Annotated in this window: 21 protein-coding genes, 1 tRNA gene and 1 pseudogene; 10 read left to right on the top strand and 13 right to left on the bottom strand. The window is 67.0% G+C overall.

Annotation, left to right across the window (positions count from 1 at the left end; translation table 11 throughout):
• Nucleotides 1–2: 2 nt before the first annotated feature.
• The 4 genes from IHQ52_RS09520 to IHQ52_RS09505 are packed head-to-tail and all read right to left on the bottom strand — an operon-like array spanning nucleotide 3 to nucleotide 4448.
• Nucleotides 3–1037, bottom strand: coding sequence for a pyridoxal phosphate-dependent aminotransferase (locus IHQ52_RS09520; RefSeq protein ID WP_238064214.1), 1035 nt, complete (start codon nucleotides 1035–1037; stop codon nucleotides 3–5).
• On the bottom strand, nucleotides 1034–2059 hold the full coding sequence (locus tag IHQ52_RS09515) for a 3-oxoacyl-ACP synthase III family protein (RefSeq protein WP_024499965.1): 1026 nt from the start codon (nucleotides 2057–2059) through the stop codon (nucleotides 1034–1036). Before IHQ52_RS09515 ends, IHQ52_RS09520 begins: the two co-directional genes overlap by 4 nt.
• Complete coding sequence (locus IHQ52_RS09510; protein ID WP_024499964.1) at nucleotides 2056–2721, bottom strand: hypothetical protein; 666 nt, start codon at nucleotides 2719–2721, stop codon at nucleotides 2056–2058. Before IHQ52_RS09510 ends, IHQ52_RS09515 begins: the two co-directional genes overlap by 4 nt.
• Nucleotides 2718–4448 carry a thiamine pyrophosphate-binding protein gene (locus IHQ52_RS09505; protein ID WP_024499963.1) on the bottom strand — a complete coding sequence of 577 codons (1731 nt, stop codon included), beginning with the start codon at nucleotides 4446–4448 and terminating at the stop codon, nucleotides 2718–2720. The genes IHQ52_RS09510 and IHQ52_RS09505 overlap by 4 nt, the downstream gene beginning before the upstream one ends.
• Nucleotides 4449–4584: 136 nt before the next feature.
• Here IHQ52_RS09505 and IHQ52_RS09500 point away from each other — a divergent pair, with 136 nt between their 5' ends.
• Nucleotides 4585–6084, top strand: a complete 1500-nt coding sequence (locus IHQ52_RS09500; RefSeq protein ID WP_238064213.1) for a sensor histidine kinase — start codon at nucleotides 4585–4587, stop codon at nucleotides 6082–6084.
• On the opposite strand, the gene IHQ52_RS09495 is transcribed toward IHQ52_RS09500, so the two are convergent.
• The gene (locus tag IHQ52_RS09495; protein WP_024499961.1) at nucleotides 6069–6737 is read right to left on the bottom strand and encodes a response regulator transcription factor; all 669 of its coding nucleotides are present in this window, start codon (nucleotides 6735–6737) and stop codon (nucleotides 6069–6071) included. The two genes, IHQ52_RS09500 and IHQ52_RS09495, sit on opposite strands and share 16 nt — an antisense overlap.
• A gap of 3 nt (nucleotides 6738–6740) precedes the next feature.
• Nucleotides 6741–7631: a DNA-formamidopyrimidine glycosylase family protein gene (locus IHQ52_RS09490; protein WP_024499960.1), complete on the bottom strand. Its 891-nt coding sequence runs from the start codon at nucleotides 7629–7631 to the stop codon at nucleotides 6741–6743.
• A gap of 25 nt (nucleotides 7632–7656) precedes the next feature.
• On the opposite strand from IHQ52_RS09490, the gene IHQ52_RS09485 reads away from it, so the two are divergent.
• Complete coding sequence (locus IHQ52_RS09485; protein WP_024499959.1) at nucleotides 7657–8397, top strand: 3'(2'),5'-bisphosphate nucleotidase CysQ; 741 nt, start codon at nucleotides 7657–7659, stop codon at nucleotides 8395–8397.
• A gap of 10 nt (nucleotides 8398–8407) precedes the next feature.
• Entirely contained in the window at nucleotides 8408–9157 is a 750-nt protein-coding gene (locus IHQ52_RS09480; protein ID WP_024499958.1) for an ABC transporter permease, read from the top strand.
• Here IHQ52_RS09480 and IHQ52_RS09475 read toward each other — a convergent pair.
• Nucleotides 9158–9760: pseudogene (locus tag IHQ52_RS09475) on the bottom strand (HNH endonuclease signature motif containing protein); the annotation flags it as partial. It lies immediately after the preceding gene.
• Between the two features lie 649 nt (nucleotides 9761–10409).
• On the opposite strand from IHQ52_RS09475, the gene IHQ52_RS09470 reads away from it, so the two are divergent.
• Complete coding sequence (locus tag IHQ52_RS09470; protein WP_051349672.1) at nucleotides 10410–11333, top strand: alpha/beta hydrolase; 924 nt, start codon at nucleotides 10410–10412, stop codon at nucleotides 11331–11333.
• 358 nt (nucleotides 11334–11691) lie between these two features.
• Here the strand turns inward: IHQ52_RS09470 and cobF are convergent, their stop codons facing one another.
• From cobF to IHQ52_RS09455, 3 genes are read right to left on the bottom strand one after another with little or no spacing between them, the layout of a single operon-like run.
• Nucleotides 11692–12489, bottom strand: a complete 798-nt coding sequence (cobF, locus tag IHQ52_RS09465) for a precorrin-6A synthase (deacetylating) (RefSeq protein ID WP_024499955.1) — start codon at nucleotides 12487–12489, stop codon at nucleotides 11692–11694.
• 2 nt (nucleotides 12490–12491) lie between these two features.
• On the bottom strand, nucleotides 12492–13301 hold the full coding sequence (locus tag IHQ52_RS09460; RefSeq protein ID WP_024499954.1) for an SDR family oxidoreductase: 810 nt from the start codon (nucleotides 13299–13301) through the stop codon (nucleotides 12492–12494).
• Nucleotides 13302–13326: 25 nt separating this feature from the next.
• On the bottom strand, nucleotides 13327–13542 hold the full coding sequence (locus IHQ52_RS09455; RefSeq protein WP_006436111.1) for a hypothetical protein: 216 nt from the start codon (nucleotides 13540–13542) through the stop codon (nucleotides 13327–13329).
• A gap of 82 nt (nucleotides 13543–13624) precedes the next feature.
• Between IHQ52_RS09455 and IHQ52_RS09450 the strand changes: the two genes are divergently transcribed.
• The gene (locus tag IHQ52_RS09450; protein ID WP_024499953.1) at nucleotides 13625–14587 is read left to right on the top strand and encodes a GlxA family transcriptional regulator; all 963 of its coding nucleotides are present in this window, start codon (nucleotides 13625–13627) and stop codon (nucleotides 14585–14587) included.
• A gap of 44 nt (nucleotides 14588–14631) precedes the next feature.
• Here the strand turns inward: IHQ52_RS09450 and IHQ52_RS09445 are convergent.
• A tRNA-Arg gene (locus IHQ52_RS09445) sits at nucleotides 14632–14707 on the bottom strand.
• A gap of 252 nt (nucleotides 14708–14959) precedes the next feature.
• Between IHQ52_RS09445 and IHQ52_RS09440 the strand changes: the two genes are divergently transcribed.
• The gene (locus IHQ52_RS09440; RefSeq protein ID WP_024499952.1) at nucleotides 14960–16291 is read left to right on the top strand and encodes an acyltransferase; all 1332 of its coding nucleotides are present in this window, start codon (nucleotides 14960–14962) and stop codon (nucleotides 16289–16291) included.
• 39 nt (nucleotides 16292–16330) lie between these two features.
• Here the strand turns inward: IHQ52_RS09440 and IHQ52_RS09435 are convergent, their stop codons facing one another.
• The gene (locus tag IHQ52_RS09435; protein WP_024499951.1) at nucleotides 16331–17554 is read right to left on the bottom strand and encodes an oxygenase MpaB family protein; all 1224 of its coding nucleotides are present in this window, start codon (nucleotides 17552–17554) and stop codon (nucleotides 16331–16333) included.
• Nucleotides 17555–17705: 151 nt separating this feature from the next.
• On the opposite strand from IHQ52_RS09435, the gene IHQ52_RS09430 reads away from it, so the two are divergent.
• Both IHQ52_RS09430 and IHQ52_RS09425 read left to right on the top strand, forming a co-directional pair.
• On the top strand, nucleotides 17706–18398 hold the full coding sequence (locus tag IHQ52_RS09430) for a TetR/AcrR family transcriptional regulator (RefSeq protein WP_024499950.1): 693 nt from the start codon (nucleotides 17706–17708) through the stop codon (nucleotides 18396–18398).
• Between the two features lie 56 nt (nucleotides 18399–18454).
• Entirely contained in the window at nucleotides 18455–20095 is a 1641-nt protein-coding gene (locus IHQ52_RS09425) for an MFS transporter (protein ID WP_024499949.1), read from the top strand.
• 6 nt (nucleotides 20096–20101) lie between these two features.
• On the opposite strand, the gene IHQ52_RS09420 is transcribed toward IHQ52_RS09425, so the two are convergent.
• Nucleotides 20102–20542, bottom strand: coding sequence for an SRPBCC family protein (locus tag IHQ52_RS09420; protein WP_024499948.1), 441 nt, complete (start codon nucleotides 20540–20542; stop codon nucleotides 20102–20104).
• Between the two features lie 143 nt (nucleotides 20543–20685).
• On the opposite strand from IHQ52_RS09420, the gene IHQ52_RS09415 reads away from it, so the two are divergent.
• Both IHQ52_RS09415 and IHQ52_RS09410 read left to right on the top strand, forming a co-directional pair.
• On the top strand, nucleotides 20686–21360 hold the full coding sequence (locus IHQ52_RS09415; protein WP_238064212.1) for an MFS transporter: 675 nt from the start codon (nucleotides 20686–20688) through the stop codon (nucleotides 21358–21360).
• Complete coding sequence (locus IHQ52_RS09410) at nucleotides 21300–22043, top strand: hypothetical protein (protein ID WP_238064211.1); 744 nt, start codon at nucleotides 21300–21302, stop codon at nucleotides 22041–22043. Before IHQ52_RS09415 ends, IHQ52_RS09410 begins: the two co-directional genes overlap by 61 nt.
• Nucleotides 22044–22058 lie beyond the last annotated feature (15 nt).

Raw genomic sequence — 22058 nt, 5'->3', positions numbered from 1 at the left:
GACTACGCGGACCTGGAGGTGAGTCGCAGGGCGCGGATGACCTGATCGGTGCTGGAACGGTCGCCCACGGTGATACGGGTTCCCGCCGTGCCGCACGCCTTCACCGCAACCCCGAGCCCGCACAGCATCCGGCCGACCGACACGCCCTCCGCACCGGGGAGGAAGACAAAGTTGGCGTGGCTGGGCAGCACCCGGAAACCCATGTGCGCGAGCATGTCCACCATCCGGTCCCGCTCCCCCCTCATCGACCGGACTCGTTGCGCCAGCTCGAGTTCCGCATCGACCGCGACCGGGACGGCCGCCATCGCGGCCCGCCCGACGGCGAAGGGCACCTCGTGTGCGCGCAGGTCGGTGATCAGTTCGGTGGAGCCGATTCCGTACCCGACGCGGAGTGCGGCCAGACCGTACGCCTTGGAAAAGGTCCGCAGCACCACGACGCGAGGGTTCCGGATCAGCCGATGCAGATCCGGCGTGGTCTCGCCGAACTCCACATACGCCTCGTCGACGATGGAGGTCACGTGCGGCGGCACCGCTCCGAGGAACCGGTTGAGGTCGCCCTCGTTCACCACCGAGCCCGTCGGGTTGTGCGGCGAGCAGATCACGACCACCACCGTCTCCGGGGTGATCGCCGCGAGCAGGCGATCGAGGTCGACTGCGCCGTCGTCGGCGAGGTCGACTGCGTCGAAGCGCATCCCGACCATCCGCGCGAGGATCGGATAGCCGTCGAAGGTGGGCGTCGAGGTGAGCAACGCCGGCGCGGCGACGCCGGCCGCTGTCGCCCGGCGGACCGCACACTGCAAGGCGGCCAGGGCGACTCCGGTCGCCCCCGCGCCCACCGTGACCCGCTCGGGTACGAGACCGAGGTGGCAGGCGATCTGTCCGCGCGTGCGATCGGGCAGGAAGTCGGGGTACCGATGGGCATCGAGGATCTCGTTCTGCAGCGCCGCCGCGACCGAGGGCAGCGGTGGGTAGGCCGATTCGTTGAGGTCCAGCCGGATGCGTGGCCAGGACGCGCCGCCGGCGAGCGGCGGACTCACGGCCGTCCTCCCCATCTCAGCGCGGCGGCCGCGGAGAAGTCGCCGGCGTGCGCGAACGCAGCCATCATCACGATGTCGCCCTCGCCGATGCGCCCGTCGGAGATGGCGGCGTCGAGGGAGACCGGGATGGCCACGGCGAACAGGTTGCCGCATTCGTCGAACGTGTCCGGGTGATGGCTGTCCGACAGTTCGAGCGCCTCACGCCAATTGCGCAGGAAGATCCGGCTGGGTTGATTGGTGACTAACCAGTCGAGATCCGACGGCGAGATGCCGATCTCGTCAGCCACCTCGATCGCGACTTCGGGCACCATCCGGTTGCCCCGCGCAAGCACCTTCGCGATCTTGGAGTCGGTGAACCCGATGTGCACCTGGCCCGGTCCGGCCTCCCAGTACTTGCGGGGCGGGTCGGAGACCCCGGTCATGTCGCCGGAGTACTGCCCGAACGAGTGACAACGCAGGCCGAGAACCGGGCTCGCATCCACGTCGTCGACGGTCAGCACGGCCACCGCCGCACCATCTCCCGGGATCGCGGCCTGCGCCTTACCGCGGACCTGTTCCTGGGTGAACACCTGACCTGCACTGTTCTGCGCCAACCCGAGCAACGCCTTGCGGCCTCCGCCGGCCCGCAGCAACGCCGCGGCGACATCGATCATGTGGATGAACGCCGCACAACCGCCGTTGTGTACGTCGAGGACGGTCGAAGGTCTCATACCGAGCCGATGGGCCACCTCCCCTCCGCAACCGCGCACGGGCACCTCGGGCAGCTGACTGTGGGTGAGGACCACGTCGACGTCGTCGAGGAAATCGTCGCCGTGCCGCTCGAACAGCTCACGCGTGGCCGAGAGCATCATGTCTGCCGACGTCTCCCCCTCGGCAGCATGATGACGGAATGCCGGTGCGCGGAACATCACATTGTCCGCCAGGGTGTCGTCCTCGGCGAACTGCGCGTAATACGCTGCAGGAACGACCTTCTCGGGAAGATAGGTGGCGAGGTCGATGAGGCTGACCGGGTTCGATGTCATGATCGCATCCATTCTGGGGTGAGCGGGAGGCCGTTGCGGTGCCGGTATTCGGCGATGGCGGTGAGGTTGTCGAGTTCGATCTGATGGCCGGGGGCGAAGGTGTCCCAGAAGTCCCCCACCCACACCGGCCGTTCGGGCGGAGCGGTCTCCGGGAAAGGGTTCTCGTCGTAGAACGGGTGATGGCAATTCACCCACAGGACAACGGAACCGGGCTTGTCAAAGACGACCTGCGCGTCGACGACCCGCATCAGATAGATCATCCAGAGGTGACGGCCCTGGTCCCACGCGCAGTGATAGTCGACGGTCATCGACTCGGGCGAGGCCACCGTGCGGACGTAGATCTCGGTGTCGGCTCCCAACCGGTCCTGCGCGACCCACAATCCCGGCTCCTCGGTCTCGGTGAATCCGCGGAGGCTGTAGCTCCATTCCTCCAGCGACCGGGTGTGTGCGAGCCAGTCGAACACCTCGCGGGGCGGGGCGTCGACGTAGCCCTGCACCGGGCAGAACTCACCGTAGATCTGGTCGTGGGGATACACCGACCGCAGCTTGTCGAGCACGAGCGGGGTCGCGACCGGCCGCGGATGGGTTTCGATACGGACGAGACCGGCGAGGGTCGCGGCATCCTCGCCGAGGTCGGCGAGGGCGGGTTGTAGCACTGTCATGACTGTCCTTTCGGGATGAGCGGGACGAACGGGGGTATCTCGTCGGGATCGACGTCGACGACGAGACAGTTCGGACCGGATTGCGACAGCAGCTCGGTGGCTGCCCCGCGTACAGATGCGGCGTCGGAGGCGCGGGCGACGACCAGCCCGTCGAACATGGAGGCCAATCCGCCGGCCAGGTCACTGGGTTGAAACCTGTTGACACTGGGCGTGTTCGGGAAGAAGAGTCGTTCCCGGCTGATGCACATCGCGTGTGCGTTGTTGTTGAGCAGGACGAGGGTGACCGGCGCGGAGTGTTCGACGGCGGTGTGGATCTCCATGCCGTGCATGAAGAATGCGCCGTCTCCCGCGATCACCACGGTTCGTTTCGGCTTCTCACCGGCGACCGAGTCGATGGCGTTGCCGATCCCGGCCGCGATCGCGTATCCCATGCCGCCCATGCCCAGCGCCACCACGAATCTGCCGTGGCCGCACGGGAGGTGGTGGATCGCGGCGGCACCGGCGTTGCCGGCGTCGGCGAACACCGGGGTGTCCGGCGGCAACGCACGCCCGATCTCCTCGATCGCGGTGCGCATGTCCAGGCCCGCTCGTCCGGGCAGCACGGTCAGGTGGGTCACGGAGACCGCTTCGCGCGGCCGATCATGGCCGAGTCGTCGCCGGACCCCACCGGCCAGTCGCGAGATCGCGGCCGCGAGGTCGGTACACCGCACATGGTCGACGTCGCCGGGCATCCGCGGCGGTTCGGCGCCGAGGTGGATCAACCGCAGTCGTCCCAGTGCCTCGTCGAGTCCGGCGCGATCGGTCATCGTCATCCGACACCCGAGCACGAGGCACGCGTCCGCATCGGCGATGGCACGATGCGCCGACGGATGTCCCATCACACCGGTGACGCCCGCGAAACCGTCGGCGTCCCTGAGGATGTCACGACCGCCGGGAGCCGCGACGACCACTGCACCGAGCGCGTCGGCGAGAGCCTCGACCGGTCGGCCGGCCTCCGCACGGGAGGCCTCGTCACCCACCCAGATGAGCAGCCGCGCACCGGATTCCGCGAGAGCGCACAGTTCGTCGGCGACCGCGAACAGCGTCGGCCCCGATACGCCGATTCCGTGCTGCACCCACTCCCCGGGATGCAGTTGCCGCAGTCGGGGGCCCGGCGCGGACTGGACGTCCTTGGGCAGCAGGACAGCGGCCGGCAGACCTCGGTGAAGGGTGGCGAAGGCCGTTGCGAGCGCAGCGGGCACCTCGTCGGCGTGCCCGACCACCGAACACGAACCCGTGACGGCCGACAGGACTCCGGCGATGTCGACGGTGTCCGGCGGCGCGAGCATGTCCTGGAAGGCCCCGCGGCCGACCAGCGTCGACGGCGCGGTGCCGATCAGTGCGAGTACCGGGACCCGGCTGTCGTACGCCTCGGCGAGTGCCGGGACGACGTTCATCGCGCCACCACCCGAGGTGGTCATGACGACGCCGGGCCGGCCGGTCATCCGAGCGGTGCCGTCGGCCATCGCACCGGCGGCGAATTCGTGTTTGGCGACGACCGCCGTCATCCCCGGCGCACGCGTCGCGGCGTCGTAGAGGTCTTCGATGTTGGCTCCGTGCACACCGAACCCGAGGGCCATAGACGCTGAGATCAGTTGTTCCACAATGTATTCGGCAACCGTCTGAGTAGCGACGTGCGCGTCGGCGGTGGCGGCTGCCCGATGCCTGAGGTCTGCGGTCAAGGTCATGGGAACAACTCTGCGTCGCCGAACCTGAAGAACCGCTGAAGCAGTACACCGATCGAACACTGTCGTGCGAACGCATGACGACCTAGGCTGAGTGATCAGCAGGTGCTGTCTCGGTAGGCACCGGCGAGGAGTCGCGATGTCCGGTTTTCCACGCATGGCCTCCGGTCGCCGCGCGCTCCCCCGGCCCCCTGCTCTTCTACGCCGGAGTCAGGGAGTCCGCATCCGGTCCACGATCGTCGGGACCCTCCTCGTCACCATCGCTCTGCTCATCGGTGCCGCGGTGATGCTGTTCATGCTGAATCGCGCCGACAGCCGGACGATGTACGACGAGACGAGCTACCGGGCCTACGAGATCGCCGCAGAGATCCGAGAGGGCGGGATCTCGGAGATCTCCCCCGAGTCGCTCGGGATGGGTTCCGGGGCCGACATCGTGCAGGTGATCGACGGGACCGGCGACGTGGTGGCGTCCTCACCGGGCGCCTCCGGCGATGCGGTGACGACCGAGCGCCCGGCACTGTGGACGTCGTCGCAGGTGAAGGGACGGCTGATCCCCGGCAGCGATGTGGAGTTCTGCGCGACCGTCACCGCCACCTCGCACAACGGAGCCTCGTACACCGTGGTCGTCGCGGTGTCGGCGGACGCGTACCGGCAGAGTCTGATCAACACGGCGCTCGTGCTCGCGGTCGAACTCCCGATCCTGGTTCTCCTGTCCGCGGTGGCCATCTGGTTCTTCGTGGGTCGCGCACTGCGCCCGGTCGGGCGGATCACCGAGCAGGTCACCGCGATCACCGCGTCGGATCTGTCGCGTCGCGTGCCGGTCCCGTCCACCGACGACGAGGTGACGCGTCTGGCCACGACCATGAACTCGATGCTCGAACGTCTCGAACAGAGCCGTGCGGCGCAGTTGCGATTCGTCGGGGATGCTTCACACGAGATGCGCAGTCCGTTGACCACGGTGGTCGGTCTGCTCGATCTCGCCGACGACACCGACTCCCCGATCGACGTGCAGACAACCCGCACCTTGCTGCTTCCCGAGGCCCGCCGGCTCCAGAACATGGTCGACGATCTGCTGTTGCTCGCACGCTCCGACGAACACGGTGTGCCGCTGCACATCCGGGACGTCGACCTCGACGACATCGTCGCCGCCGAGGCGCGACGCCTCCGGTCACTGGGGCTCGCCGCAGTCGCGACCACGATCATCCCGATCAGGACGTCGGGCGATCCGGAGAAACTGTCGCGCGCGATCCGCAACCTCGCCGAGAACGCGGTGCGTTACGCGGCGTCGACGGTCCGGTTCGACATGTACTTCGACCCCGCCGCCGGGGTCGCGTCGATCGCGGTGACCGACGACGGCCCGGGCATCCCGCGGGATCGTCGCGACATCATCTTCGACCGCTTCACCCGGCTCGATGTCGATCGCCGCAACCGCAGCGGCTCCGGTCTCGGGTTGTCCATCGTCCGCGAGATCGTCCGTGCGCACCGCGGTTCGGTGTCCGTGCAGGACCCGCCGGCCGGGTTCGCGCACGGCGTCACCTTCGTCATCTCCCTCCCGACGGCTCGTCGTCTCCCGGAGGGCACGGGCGACGGCGAGGTCAGCACGGCACTCGCGATGCCGCCTCGTCAACCGATGCGGTAACCCACCCCGCGGACGGTCTCGATGCTGTGCACGCCGAACGGCTGGTCGATCCGCTTGCGCAGGTACCCGATGTACACCTCGATGATGTTGGGGTCACCCTCGTAGTTCTCGTCCCACACCGAGTGCAGGATGTCGGTTTTCGAGACGACGGTTCCGGCGTGGCGGATGAGGCATTCGAGCACCGCGTACTCGCGTGGTGTCAGGGTGATCGGGGTGTCGCCGCGACGCACGAGGTGTTCGGCCGGGTCGAGGAAGAGGTCGCCGACGCGCAGGGTCGCGGGACGCTCCGGGGCACCACGACGCAGAAGCGCCCGCAGCCGCGCCTTGAGGACGACGACCGAGAACGGCTTCACCAGATAGTCGTCCGCGCCGCAGTCGAGCGCCTCCGCCTGGTCGTACTCACCGTCCTTCGCGCTCAGCATCAGGACCGGGGTCCAGACCTCGCGCTCACGAAGGTTCTGGAGCACGCGGTACCCGTTCATCCCCGGCATCATGATGTCGAGCATGATCACGTCGTAGCTTCCCTCGGTGGCCCGCCAGAGCCCTTCCGGACCGTCGAAGGCCAGGGTGACCGCCCACCCATCACTGACGAGCATCCGGCGGACCGTCTCGGCTGCCCTGATGTCATCGTCGACGACGAGCGCGTGCACCATCGCTCATTTCAGCAGCCGCGACATCCGGCGGTCGGCGAGCACCTTGCCACCGGTCTGGCAGGTCGGGCAGTACTGGAAGGAGCGGTCGGCGAAGGACACCTCACGGACCGTGTCGCCGCAGACCGGGCACGGCAGTCCGGTGCGCGCGTGGACGCGGAGGCCGGTGCGCTTCTCCGACTTCAGCCGGGCGACGGTCTGCCCCTCGAGGCGACTCGTGGCGTCGGTCAACACGGAGCGCATCGCGTCGTAGAGTGCGCTCACCTGGTCGGGTTTGAGAGTTTTCGACGACGCGAACGGCGACAGTCGCGCGGTGTGCAGGATCTCGTCGGAGTAGGCGTTCCCGATCCCGGCGATGGTGTGCTGGTCGGTGAGCACGTTCTTGACGCGCCCGGTGGCGCCGGCGAGGATCTCGGCGAACTGCTCCTCGGTCAGTTCCAGTGCGTCGGGGCCGAGACCGGCGACGCGGTCGATCTCGGTGAGGTCGCGGACGAGCCATACCGCCAGACGCTTCTGGGTTCCGGCCTCGGTGACGTCGAATCCCTCACCGGGGAGACCGCAGTGGACCCGCAGCGCGATCGGCGACTTCCCGCCCGGGCGCAGCGGCTTGGGTGAGAGGTCCTCACTCCATCGCACCCAGCCGGCGCGCGACAGGTGGATGACCAGCGCCAGCGTCGGCTCCGGTGCCGTCGCCTCCGAACCCGGGATGGTCCGGATGACCAGGTACTTGCCCACGCGACCGACCGATTCGACGATCCGGTCGGTGAGCGCGGTGTACGGCGGATCGGCCGTCTTGAGAACGGACAAGGACGCGACATCGACTCGCCGGATCGGGAGTCCGGCTGCACGTCCGTCGACATAGTCGGCGATGGCGGCCACCTCAGGGAGCTCGGGCATGCCACCAGTGTGCTCTAGTAAAGGGATGACTTCCCGACTTTCCGACGCCGAGCTGGCCGCCCGGATCGCCCAGGGAGCCGGGGAGATCCTCCTCGGGATTCGTCATGGCGGCCTGTTGGCCGGCAGCATGCTCGGCGATGTCGGCGATGCTCTCGCCCAGGCGTGGATCTCCACCGTCCTGCGCAAACACCGTCCGCGCGACGCTGTTCTGTCCGAGGAGGCCGCCGACGTCGGCGACCGCGCGACGGCCCGGCGCGTGTGGATCATCGACCCGCTCGACGGCACAAGAGAATTCGCCGCGGGCAGCGCGGACTGGGCTGTGCACGTGGCGTTGACGGAGAACGGGACCGTCACCGAGGCGGCGGTCTCGCTGCCCGCCACCGGCGAACTGTTCCGCGCCGACACCGTCGAGAAGCCGGGCGGCGAACTGACCCGTCGCATGGTGACCTCGCGGTGGGGCGGCTCCTATGAGACGAGCTATGTGTCCAACCGGCTCGGCCTGCAGATGGTTCCGGTCGGGTCGGCCGGCGCGAAGGCGATGGCCGTCGTCCGTGGTGACGCCGACGCCTACGTCCATGCCGGCGGCCAGTACGAGTGGGACAACGCGGCCCCGGTCGGGGTCGCGCTGGCAGCCGGCCTGCACTGCAGTCGTCTGGACGGGTCGGAGATCGTCTACAACAATCCCCACCCCTACATGCCCGACTTCGTGATCTGCCGCCGCGAGATCCGCGAGGACATGCTCGCGGCCCTGCAGCAGATCTGGTGAACTGGCCGATGTGAACGGAATCGGCGACGCCGTCGTCCGGATCGGACCGGTCCTCGCGGTCGCCATCGGTGTGCTCGCCATCGTCGCGGTGCTGGTGAACCGCCGAAGCGGTTTGGCCACCGACACTTTGGTGGCGACCCTGCGGGCCGTCGTGCAGCTGGCGGCGTTGGCGGGCGTACTGGCGGTGGTGATTCCGCATCTGTGGGCGTCGGCGCTCTTCGTCGTGGTCATGGCAGTGGCGGCGGCCTGGACGTCGGCGCGGCGCATTCGTCCGAAACGATCCGACCTCGTCACCGTCGCGCGGTGCCTGGGCCCGGTCGCGGCACCGACGATCATGCTCGTGCTCGTGCTGGTCGTGGTCGGTGTGCTGCCCGCCCGCGGTATCGCGGTCATCCCCACCGCGGGCATCTTGCTCGGCGGCGCGATGGTCACCACCTCCCTCGCCGGTCGGCGGGCACACGACGAGCTGACCACACGACACGGTGAAGTCGAGGCCGCGCTTTCGCTGGGCCTTCTCCCCCGCGACGCTCGGTTCGAGATCTGCGCCCCGGCGTCGGCGACCGCTCTCATACCCGGGCTCGATCAGACCCGGGCCGTCGGGCTGGTGACGATCCCGGGCGCCTTCGTCGGCATGGTGCTGGGCGGCGCGTCGGTGTGGGCCGCCGCGGCGATGCAGTTGTTCGTGCTCATCGCGTTGCTCGCCGTCAGTTCGATCGCCATGCTCGTCACCGTGGAACTGGTGGCGCGAGAGGATCTCTGATCAGAACGGTGGCGGGTTGTCGCGGTAGAACTGGGCGTCGTCTCGTCGTTTGGCTTCCTGGTCGGCGAGGCGTTGTTTCTTGTTGCGGGCACGTTCGGCTCGCCGGCGGGCGTGTTTGTCTGCCAGTCGGTTGCGTGGGCTCGGTGTGTCGTCACCGGCGATCACCCTCGGTGTCGGTGGGGGCTTGGGTTGGTTGTTCGTAGCGGATACGACGCAGGTTGGGGAAGAAGTCTTCGAGGGTTTCGGCGTCGCCGAGGATGGTGAACCTTTCGGGGGTGCGGTAATCGGTGACCAGATGCCCGCCGTTGTCGCGGTACTGGACATCGATCCAGTCGCCGAACGTCTTGTGCAGGTGCCCGAACCGGCATTTCGCGTTCAGGTTCTCACTCGAAGTGGCGCCACCCTGGATGGGGTTGAGGCGGTCATATTCGGTGACGTGGTCGAGATCGCTGGCGAATGCTGAACACGGGCAGCCGGGTTCGGTGCAGTATCCGTCACGTACCCGCACGAACTCGGCGCACGCGGTGGTCGGCCGATAGCGTCGGCGGATTGCGCACCGGGATAGACGATCACGGTATCCGCCGACGCCGGTGCGTCGGGCGCGGCCGGCCAGGCGAAGGTTCTCCTGAGCCATCACCCCGGTGATCTCACCGACACCATCGGCGCCGTTCCTCGACTCACATCCCGCGTTTGTCCAACGCTTCACGACGACGTTCCCGCACCGCGTCAGGATCATACGAAACACCAACCGGAACCGGCGAGTTGAATAGTGCTGTTCTGCAGATGGTGGATCGGAATTGCAGATCTTTGACAAAACAAACGATGTCAGTGGTCATGCTTTAGTCGGGAAAGGGTTGTCGTTCGCCTATTCTTGCACTTCTGATTTAGCTGATGTCTGCCAAATTCGGGCCGGACCTGTGATCATTCTGTAGCGTCAGGTCGCGTGGTAGCCATTTCAGGCAGCCGCACCACCTCTCGCAACCGAACAAAGGAGCACTCATGAGTGCAGCGTTTTTCGATATCCTAGAGTTCTTGCTCGTCTCCGTGCCCGGCATCCTGTCGTCGTAGCGTCGGCGCACTGCCGACCGCCCCACGGTTCGTCCGTGGGGCGGTCGTGTGTGCGGCCTCATGTGTGCGGCCCCGACCGGTTGTGCCGGAGGCCGCGGCCACCCGTCTGCTGAGGAGGAAGTGCGTGCGTAAAAGACTGCCGAGGTCGGGGTTGCTGGTGACGGTCGCTGTCATCGCCGCCCTGATGGTGCCGGTGAGCGCAACCGCGAACGCTGCGCCGCGTCTGGTGAGCCCGGGTTCTCCCACCGGGCATTCCACCGTCATCGTGGTGCGTTCCGAAGCGATGAACCGCACTATCCCGTTGACACTCATCAGGCCCGCCGACGAGTCGAAACCGCGGGGAGTTCTGTACCTCCTCAACGGCGCCGGCGGTGGTGAGGACGGCACCACCTGGATGGAACGTACCGATATCGTCGAATTCACCAGAGACAAGAACCTATATGTCGTGATTCCGAATATTGGGCGATTTAGTTACTACACGGACTGGCAGAATCCTGACGCGGAACTCGGTGTTCAGAAATGGTCGACGTTTCTCGGTGAAGAGCTGCCGCCGGTGATCGACGCCAGTTTCAACACCACCGGAGAAAACGCGATCGGTGGCATCTCCTCGTCGGCCACTTCGGTGCTGAACCTCGCGATCAAGTATCCCGACCTGTATGAAGCCGTCGGTTCCTACAGCGGTTGCGCCGCCACGTCTGATCCTTTCGGGCAATTCAATGTGCGTCTCGTCGTCGAAGCGCGCGGTGGAGCCGACCCGGTCAACATGTGGGGGCCGTACGACGGTCCCGGCTGGCGCGAGAACGACCCCGTGGTCCACGCGGACCGGCTACGCGGTACCAAGCTCTACATCTCGAATGCCACCGGCCTGCCCGGCCCGTATGACAACCTCGGCTACGTCAAGGACCCCTACGAACTGGCCAACCAGATCGGGTTGGGCGGCGTCCTCGAGGTCGGCACGCTGGCGTGCACCGTCGGGCTGTTGAACAGACTGAGAGAGCTCGACATCCCTGCGACCGTCGACCTCCCGCCGGTTGGTACCCACTCGTGGAAGTACTGGCAGGACCAGCTGCATCGCTCGTGGTCGTTCTATGAGCGCGCCATCGGGTGATCGACCGCCCGGTGACGAGGGAGCGGGTCGGTGGCGTGAAGCCACACGGTGGGTCCGTCGGTCACCGTGAAATTCCCCATAGATCCGTGTTGCCCACTTCCGGATGTAGATCTCACTCAGCAAGTCGTCACCGGTTGTCCAGACGGCCGGCACGCCCCAGGACGCCAATACTCTGACCAGCACCGACAATCACGCATCCCCCGAAAACCCGGTCAGGAATTCCAACACAGGGCTGATCGGCCTGATAGCGGATTCATCCACAGGACGAACAATGATCCCGTTGCCCGGCAGGAGGATACGCCGAACGAAGCCGGCACCTTTCTCCCGAGATCTCCGCCTCACCGCAGAATCGCGGTCCCTACGTAGCGATCCTGCCCTGAGCCGCCGATTCTGCGAGGCGGGAAGTCTTGCGCAGCAGGTAGATGTCCATGATCCAGCCGATGCGCTCCCTCGCCTCGGCACGCACCTCGACGATCCGCTCGGTCACGTCACCCACCCGGCCGCTGATGAGGATCTCGTCGGCAGTGCCGACGTAGGCGCCCCACCAGATGTGGTCGTCCGGGTCGGCGGTGTGGCGGAAGGCCAGATCGCCGTCGAGCATGACGATCTGGTTGGCATCGGCGCCGGCGGGGGTCTCGGCGAGGCGTCGACCGGTGGTGATGTGGATCGGTTCGCCGACGCGGTTGGCGACGATGCCGTGCGCGGCGGTGAGTGCGCTGGCGCTGGTCACGCCGGGAATCACCTCGACCGAGAGCTCGAGGTCGTCGCGAGCGGCCAGGTCGTCGACGATGCGCAGTGTGCTGTCGTAGAGCGCCGGATCGCCCCACACCAGGAAGGCCGCGACCCCGCCGTCGCCGACCTCGTTCCGCAGTGCGGCGGCGATCAGGTCCGCGCGAGCCGCATGCCAGCGCCGGACCTCGCCGTCGTAGTCGGCCGGGGTGCGATCACGCGGCGGATCGGGGATCTCGACGAGCGAATAGCCCGCGCGCGCATGCGCATCGAGGATCACCCGGCGCGCGTCGAGCAACCCGCTTTTGGCTGTTCCCTTCTCGAGGGCGAGGAAGGCGTCGACGTCGGCCATGGCGTCGATGGCCTGCAGGGTGACCTGGCGTGGACCACCAGGCCCGATCCCGATGACCCGCAGCGTGATTCGCACGGTCAGATCTTCACCTTGGGGAGGCCGTGCTTACGGGCGGTCATGTCCAGGATCAGCTGGCGCGGCGCGAGCCGACGCAGGAAGAACACGATTCCTGCCTGGTTTCCCCTGGCGTAGAACGGCTTCGGGTGTTCGGCGAGCGCCGCGTCGACGATCTGGGTGGCCATGTCCTGTGCACTGATCCCGGCGTCCTCGTTGCGGCGGGTGGCCGCGGCGAGGGTCTCGTATTCGGCACGGTACGGCGAGTTCTCGCCGACATGGATGGACCGACGATCGCCGATCCCGGTGGCGATGGTGCCCGGCTCCACCGAGATCATGCGAATCCCGTACGGCGCCACCTCACGACGGGTGGCCAGCGCGAACGCCTTCAACGCCGACTTGGTCGCCGCGTAGTTGGAACGGAACGCGACCGGGAAACTCGACAGCATCGAGCCGACCATGACCACCGTGCCCCGACGCCGCTCCCGCATCCCCGGAAGAACCGCCTTCGTGAGCGCGATCGGCCCGAACACGTTGACGCGGAACAGATCCTCGATGGCCTGCATCGAGGTGTCCTCGAGCGCGCCGGCCTGCGATTCGCCGGCGTTGTTGACGAGGATGTCGACCGGACCGACGAGGTCGGCACAGGCGGTGGCGGAGTCATAGTCGGCGTTGTCCAGGCGGACGTAGGTGACACCGGCGATCGGGTGCCGCACGGCGTCGGGGTTACGGGTCGTGCCGTAGACCCGGTGGCCACGGGCCACGAACTGGCGGGCGACTTCGGCGCCGATGCCGCTGGTCGCGCCGGTGACGAGAACGGTCTGAGAGCTCACGCCCGCTACGGTATCGCAGCCCGTTTCAGACGAGACGGTCGTAGCGACGCGTGAGAATGCTCAGTTCGGCCGCGACCCGATCGGTGTCGGGGCCGTAGGGACGCTGCGGATCGCGCGTCCACCAGTCGGCGAAGCGCTGAAGCGGAGTGCGGCGGCCGGTCGGCGTTCGGCGGGTGACGTACACCAAGGTCGCCGCGGCGACGACAGCCAGGACGGCGAGAACGATGAGTGCGATGATCATGGCAGTAATTTTCTGCGCACTCGATTTCAGCCAACAGTGGCACAAATGACAATGTCCACAAATCTTCTGCCATACTGACGTCATGCTGACAACGGTCGGGGTCCTCCTCCACAGCAACGTCGCGCTCTTCGAGTTCGGCGTGATCCACGAGGTGTTCGGCCTCGACCGCACCGACGACGGCGTTCCCGCATTCGACTTCCGGGTCGCCTCCCCCGATCCGTCGGTCCCGCTGCGCGTCGGCAACGGAGTCTCACTCCAGGTCTCGCACACCCTCGACGAGTGCCGCGACGTCGACCTCGTGGCCATCCCGGGCGGAAAGGTCGACGGCGACTATCCCGCGGAGATCCTGGACACCGTGCGCGCGGTCGTCGACAACGGCGGGCGCGTGCTCACCGTGTGCTCGGGTGCCTTCGTCGCCGGCGCGGCCGGCCTGCTCGACGGTCGCCGCTGCACCACGCACTGGCGCTACGGCGACGAATTGTCGCGACAGTTCCCGAAGGCGAAGGTCGACACCGACGTCCTCTTCGTCGACGACGGTCCCATCACCACCAGCGCCGGCACCGCAGCCGGGATCGACGCGTCGTTGCATCTCGTACGCGAGGCGTGGGGTCCGGGCGTCGCGAACCGGATCGCCCGCCGCATGGTCGTCTCGCCGCACCGTGACGGCGGTCAGCGACAGTTCGTCGACGCCCCGATGCCCTCCTGCTCCGACGAGGGTTTCGGCGCTCTGCTCAGTTGGCTCCTCGAACACCTCGACAGTGACATCAGCGTCGACGACATGGCGGAACGGATGCACATGTCCGGCCGGACATTCGCGCGCAGATTCGTCGACGAGGTGGGGGTGTCACCGCGGCGATGGCTCACCGAGCAGCGCGTCCTCGCCGCGAAAAACCTGCTGGAATCCACCGACGCGCCCGTCGAAGAGGTCGCGCGGTTGGTCGGATTCACCTCGGCGACACTGCTGCGGCATCACTTCGCGGCGTCCGTGGGCGTCTCGCCGCTCGTGTACCGCCGCCGCTTCGCGAAGTCCGCCGCCGTTTCATAGCTCGAACCCGCGGTCAGCGCGGTTTCGAGCTATGAAACTCCAGTTGGTGCCCTCGGTAGGATTCGAACCTACGACCTACCCTTTAGGAGAGGGTTGCTCTATCCCCTGAGCTACGAAGGCGCAGCGACCCGCCGACGGGCGAGACCCGCGCGAGCGCCACACGGCAGTGTACGTCAGCACTCGACGCCGACCGCACCATCTCCACACGGCACCTGATTCCGATCGCCGCTATAGTCGACAGGAAGCGCGAACCGGGCAATTCGGGCTGTGATTGTCGCCACTTCATGCACCCCGACATTGAGGTTCCTGCCAGATTCGGCCCGTACACTTCGTTCGGGTAACAGTTTGGTCAACGGGGAGGTCTTTGCTTTGGTGCACGCAGCGGGCTCGGCGCGCACCGCCGACAGTGAGACCGGCACGGCTGCCCACTCGGGACCGACCACTCCGGCGACACCGTCGACGACGACGGCCCTGACCGTCCCCCCGGTCAGTAAACCCCGCTCTCGCGCACACACCGCCGACTTCGTCCGCGTGGTCCTGTTCACGTTCGTGGTGGTCGCACACAGCGTCAACGCGATCAACGGCGGACCCGACGAGATCCGCGGCGCCAACCTGGTCGGCACCCTCTGTCACCTCACCCGCTACGGCTTCGTCGCGGTGACGCTCTACGTCCTCGTACTGAGCATGCAGGGACGCGAGATGTCGCCGGTGCAGTTCTGGCGGCGTCGCTTCGGCCTGGTGATCGGGCCCTACCTGGCGTGGACGGTCATCTACGCGATCACCGACCACGTGATCATCCGGGACAACCCCTTCCCGCCGGCCGGCGAGTGGGTCTCCGGAGTCGCGCACGATCTGCTCGTCGGCGAGGGAAAGTACCAGCTGTACTTCCTGCTGATCTCGATGCAGATCTATCTGTTCTTCCCGCTCATCGCGTGGATCTTCGAACGCGGCCGGAACCGTCCGTGGCTTCTGCTGTCCGGTGGCGCGCTCATCCAGATCACGATGTTCGTCGCCTTCCAGTACCTGCCGCGTCCGTCCGGGGCGGCCTGGGACCTCGCCTACCAGCACCTGTGGAAGACGCTGCCGATGTACGCACTGTTCGTCGCCATGGGTGTGCTCGCGGCGCAGCATCAGCAGGCGGTGGACAAGTGGTTGCGTGAGCACATGGCCACCGTGGTGCTCGTCGCCGCGGGCTGCGCGGCGTTCACCGTCGCCGGCTATCTCCTGGCGACCTCGCCCGGCAACGTCCCGTGGAAGGCGAACACCGCCTGGAATCCGGTGTCGCTGCCGTGGCTCGTGGGCGGGTTCGCGCTGCTGTGGCTGATCGGTCTCGTCTGGGACGACCGCCGCGCGGCCGGCCGGCCGGCGGCCGCGAAGTTCGTTTCCCAGGCGACCCTGCGCGCGTTCGGCGTGTTCGCCGTTCACCCACTCATCCTCGACGTCCTCGGACGCGTCGGCTTCCTCGGCGGGCTCTTCGAATGGTTCCCGCACTCCGCGATCATGCGGTCACTGATCCTCATCGCGGTCGTTCTCGTCGGCTCGCTGCTGCTCGTCGACATCCTGCTGCGTCTTCCGTTCAGCAAATGGCTGACCGCCCGGCCCCGCCTCCCCCTGCTGCCGAAGCGGCGAGAGAAGAAGCAGGACCGGGCGGCAGTGGCCGAAACCCCGACGGTCGAGGCCTCGACGGCGGATGAGAGGGGATGACCGCCGCGTGGTCGAGGTCGGCCAGTCTGGGTGACCGGACTACTTGTACTTCGGGTTGTTGAACACCGGGATCTCGATGTTGATCGGCATCCGCAGTTCCGACATGTAGAGCAGCACGAACTGGCGCAGGAACTCGTCGAGCATCCAGTACGCCTCGCGCGGCATCCCGACGTTCAGCAGACCTTCACGGACCAGAACATACGGCGTCCACGCCGTCTCCAGCAGCGGAGTCCACACGGGTTCACGCGGGATGTGCAACCCGTCGGCGGCCTTGTCGCCGAGCATGAACCGCGTCAGCGCCCCCAGAACTCCTCGCGAGAGCAGGGTCAGGTCCAGGTTCATCCCGAGGTCGAGCAGCATGTCGGCGAGCTTGCGACCCTCCGGCGTCGGCTCGATGATCGGGTCGAGCACCTGCTTCGCCTGTGATTCGGCCGCGTTCCAGGACGCCGGGATGTACTCGTCCTTCACGCCCAGCATGTGGGCGGTGATCTGCCACGAATGCAGGAATCCCGCGGATTCGTCGGCCGCGATCGGCACCTGCCACTTGCGGAAGTTGCGCATGACCGTCGTCGGCAGACTGTGCCAGGTCACCATGATGTCGGCCTGGCTGATCGGCACGTTCTCCGAGGCGGAGTGCACCCAGTGCGGCGACTGCGGCAGCAGGTGCCGGACGCCGGCGTGCGCCATGCGGGTCTTCAGGCAGGTGACGACCATTTCGCCGCCGGGCTGATAGGCGTTGAGCGAGCCGATGTCGTAGCCGAGTTTGGCTGTCTTGGAGATGCGGTCCTTGAGGTCCCAACCGCCCTTGGAGTAGTACACCGCCCGCGCCTCCCGCGGAATCAGGGTGCTCATCATCCCGCTGGCGAAGCCGTAGATGATGCCGAGGTACGTACCGCGCTTCTGGTTGAACATCACCGCCGTGGCCAGTTTGGACTGGTCGGTCCAGGACGGCAGCTGTCGCGCGTGCTCCATGAAGTCGCGCAGTTCCGACGGCAGCCCGGCGGGCAGCGGTTGCGAGTTCTTGTGCCAGGTACGCAACAGCTTGTTGACCTTCGGCGCCTGACCGCTGTCGATGACCTTCGCGATCACCGGGTCGGCCTCGTCGTCCCACAGCTGCCGCGGGTCGGTGCCGGCACCGCGACCCGGTACAGAGTTCGCGGGTGACCACGTCCAGGGTGTCGCCGGGGCCACCGCGGCCACCGCACCCGCGGCGCCGACCACTCCTCCGGCCTTGAGCAGCTTCCGCCTGTTCAGATCTTCCATGACCCCGTCCCATCCGTTCCGATGTATCAATGTGACAAACTTCGTATCCTTGTATCCTCTGTACCATCGGGTGATCCAAGACACACCGAAATCCCCGGATTTGGGATCGTTGATCCGGGCGGATCGATCGCCACAGAAAGGGGAATCACCGATGCCGTCGTCCGCCGCGGACATCCCGGAACCGGGCATGATGCCGGTCGGCTCGTCGTCGAGTTCGGTGATACACCGCGCTTTCCTCGGGTCGGTGAACCCGACGGACACCGAGTCCGATCCGACTGCCGAACGTCTCCTCGACGCCGCCTTCGACCTCTTCTGTCGCCTCGGCATCCAGCGGACCCCGATGGAGAAGGTCGCCAAGAACGCGGGCGTCACGCGAGTGACCCTCTACCGGAAGTTCGCCACCAAAGACGCCTTGGTCGACGAGGTGGTACTGCGCGAGTTCCGGCGCTACTTCGAACAGTTCCGCGCCGACATCCCGGCCGCACACACGGCTGCCGAGCGGGTGGTCGTCGGATTTGTCGGATCCCTTCGCGCGATCGCAGGCAATCCCCTGATCAGCGGCATGGCCGACTCCGAGTCGAGCATGCTCATCGAATCGATGATCGGCGACGACGGTCTCCTACTGTCCGTCGTGCAGAAGTTCGTGGCCGCACAGCTACGACGAGAACAGTTGTCGGGCAACATCTCCGACGATCTCGACATCGAGCTCGTAGCAGAGATGATGGTGCGCATCTCGGCGTCGTTCCTCACCGTGCCGAGTCGTGTCGTCGACATCACCGACGACGCGCAACTGGCCGACATCGCGAGACGATTCCTCGTCCCGATGCTCGATCACCCACGCTGACCGCGTTCGGCTGGGACAATCGGCGGAGATCACTTCCGGCCGAGGGGAGTTCCGCGATGCGTTCGTGGTCGGTCATCATCATCCTGGCGGTGTCTCAGTTCGTGATGGTGCTCGACAGCACCGTCATGAACGTGTCGATCTCGGTCGTGGCCGCGGATCTCGGCACGTCGATCACCGGCATGCAGGCCGCGATCACCTTCTACGCCTTGACGATGGCGGCGTTCATGTTGACCGGTGGCAAACTCGGCGACCTCATGGGCCGGGTGCGGGCCTTCGAGATCGGCGCCGTCATCTACGGGATCGGTTCGCTCACCACCGCATTGAGTCCCAACCTCGCCGTCCTGATGGTGGGCTGGTCACTGGTCGAGGGCCTCGGGGCCGTGCTCGTCATCCCGGCGATCGCTTCTCTGGCCGCGATCAACTACACCGGCAAGGCCCGCGTCGCCGCCTTCTCGGTCCTCGGTGCCGTGACCGGACTCGCCGCCGCGGTCGGCCCGTTGCTCGGCGGCCTGATGACCACCTACGCCTCATGGCGTTATGTCTTCGTCGCCGAGACCGTCGTCATGGTGATCGTCCTGTTCGCGGCGGGACTGATCCACGACGTCGAACGCGATCGCGACGTGCGGATCGATCCGGTGAGCGTCCTCGCGTCCGCCGGCGGCCTGTCGCTCATCGTCTACGGTGTGCTGCAGTCGAAGACGTGGGGGTGGCTGAAACCGCAGCATCCGCCGGAGATCAACGGCTCGGAGATCGCCCCGTTGGGCGTGTCCCCGGTCGCCTACCTGTTGCTGCTCGGCGTCGTCGTCCTCTGGTTGTTCGTCGATCGACAACGCGCACTTGCCAGTTCCGGCCGGCAACCACTTCTCCGCGTCGAACTGTTGCGGATACCCGCGTTGCGCAGCGGACTGGGCGGGTTCCTCGCGCAGTACTTCGCGATCGCCGCCCTCTTCTTCGTGGTGCCGGTCTATCTGCAGACGATGCTGGGTCGCGACGCCCTGCAGACCGGTGTGAAGATCCTGCCGCTGTCGGCGGGTCTCGTGCTGTTCTCGATCCTCGGTTCGTGGCTCACCGCACGACGTTCGGCCCGGTTCATCGCCCGCGGCGGGCAGCTCACCATGGCGGTCGGCGTCCTCTTCGTGATCGCCGGGGTGGGGGTCGACCTGCGCAGCATGACCTTCGCCATCGGGATGTTCGTCGTCGGAGCGGGTTTCGGCCTCCTGGCCTCCCAACTCGGAAACGTCAACATGTCCGCGGTCGAGGAGAAGGACACCTCCGAGGTCGGCGGCCTGCAGGGCACGTTCCAGAATCTCGGCTCGTCATTCGGGACCGCAGTCGCTGGTTCGGTGTTCATCCTCCTGTTGTCGTCGGGTTTCGTCTCCGCCGTCGACGACACCGATTCGCTCCCCGCCGCCGAGCAACAGCAGATCGTCTCGACGGTCGACGACAGTGGAGTGCCCATCATCTCGGCGGATCAGGCACGCACCATGGTGCTCGACGCCGGCGGCTCGGAAGCCTCGGCGCAGGCGGTGTCCGACGCCTACGCCGACGCGCAGATCGCCGCGATCCAGCAGGCCTTGTTCATCGTGTTCGTCCTGCTCGTGCTGGCATTGCTCTCCTCACGGCACCTGCCGAACCGGATCGTCGCGCACACCGACACCGACACCGACACCGACACCGACACCGAGGAGAGAACCTGAGGAGGGTCAGCCCCGCGCGACCACCTTCTTCGCGATCGTGGCCTCGATGTGTCTGACCGCTTGCGCCGCGAACGGGCCGATGATGCCTCCCAGCACACGGCCGGCGATCCCGCCGGGCAGCGTGTAGTTGATCTCGAGCTGGAGATCGGTGCCGTTCCCGTCGTCGGCGAAGCGCCACGTGGTGTCGGCCTCGAAACCGTCGATCGCCCGGAGCTCGATCAACTCGTTCTCGACGTACCGGGTGCACTCCACGACCGCCTTGATCTTCTTCGGCCCGAGGTCGACCCTCACGTCGAAGACCGACCCGAGTCCGCGGGTCTGATCTGTTGTCGGTTCGAAGTGCGTGACACCGATCAGATACTCGGGAACGTTCTGATATCCGTCGACATAGTCGAAGACCCGTTCGCGAGGTGCATCGACGACGACCTGATGACGTACCACTCCCACGCTCTACCCCGTTCTCGCGTGTCCGGCCCGGTGTGTCCGGCGCCGCTCCCGACCGACACTATGCGGTGGCCACCACTTCCAGGTGCGGGACACGGACAACCGACTTGACCTTCCGCCGTGGGGTCGGCTATTCCTGCAGCACGATGTCGACGTCACCGGGCGGATGGTCCGAACTCCTCGCCCGTGAACACCGCGCGGCGGTGTCGGTGTTCGCCGGCGGCATCCTCGTCTTCGCGATCAACACCTTCCTGACCGCGGCGTCACTGCCCAGCACCATCGCCGACATCGGCGGCGACGAGTTCTACGCCTGGGTCGTCACGATCTTCCTGATCGCGTCCGTGGTGGCGTCGATGCTGGTGACACGCGCGCTGGCACAGTTCGGCGCGCGCGGCGCCTACCTGATCGGGTTCTCCGCGTTCGCCGCGGGTTCACTGGTCTGCGCCCTCACCCCGACCATGCCGATCCTGTTGGCCGGCAGGCTCATCCAGGGACTCGGTGGCGGCCTGCTCACCGGGTTGGCGCTGGCGGTCGTGCAGATCGCGCTGCCACAGCGGATCTGGGGACGCGCGGTGGCGCTCATCTCGGCCATGTGGGGAGTCGGGAACCTCCTCGGCCCGGCGCTCGGCGGCCTGTTCGCCGAGGTCGGGTTGTGGCGCGGCTCCTTCTGGTTCCTGGCGTTGTTCACCCTGGTCATCGCTGCCGTCGCCGCGCGGGTGTTGCCACGCGGTCGCGGCTCGGGCGAACGGCACCCGTTGCCGTGGGCATCGCTGGCCGCGGCGACCGAGACCGCTCCGGCGTCGCCGGTTCGACGTCGGTGATCGTGGTGCTCGGCGGAGTCGCCCTCCTCGCCCTGGTCGGGTTCGTGGTCGTCGATCGACGCGGGACCACCGGCCTGCTCCCCCGTCTCACCTATTCGGTGGGCAATCCCCTCAAGTGGATCTATCTGTCGATAGCGGTGCTGGCGATCGGGTCGACCGCCGAGGCATTCCTCCCGCTGTTCGGCCAGCAGGTCGGCGGCCTGACACCGTTGGCCGCCGGGCTCCTGCCCGCGGCGCTGTCGTCGGGGTGGACCGTCGCGCAGATCGCCAGCAGCACGTGGGCGCACGGTCGGTCCGCGGCGGCCGCCCGCATCGCCGGTCCGGCCTTCCTCGCCGCAGGTATGGCCGGATATGGCCTGCTGCAGTCGTCGAACGCGCCGATCGCGGTGGCCGGGTGGTACGCATCTCTGGTCGTCGCCGGTATGGGTATCGGTATGGCCTTCCCTCACATCGCGACCGCCGCGATGGGCATCACCACCGATCAGGCGGAGGCCGCCCGCGCCTCGGCAGGGGTCAACTCCGTGCAGATGGTCGCCAACACCATCGGCTCGGCGGGCGCGGGTCTGCTCGTCAGCATCGGGTCCGACGCGGTCGGTTCGGCACGTCTGCTCTCGTTCGGTTTCGCCTGCCTCGCCGTCATCGGTGTGGGCATCGCCGTTCGTTCCGTCCGTCCTGCGCGGTGACCGTACGCTGAGTCC

This window comes from Gordonia amicalis, assembly GCF_022059885.1.
Classification (GTDB): domain Bacteria; phylum Actinomycetota; class Actinomycetes; order Mycobacteriales; family Mycobacteriaceae; genus Gordonia; species Gordonia amicalis.
This window is presented reverse-complemented; position numbering and strand designations above follow the sequence as displayed.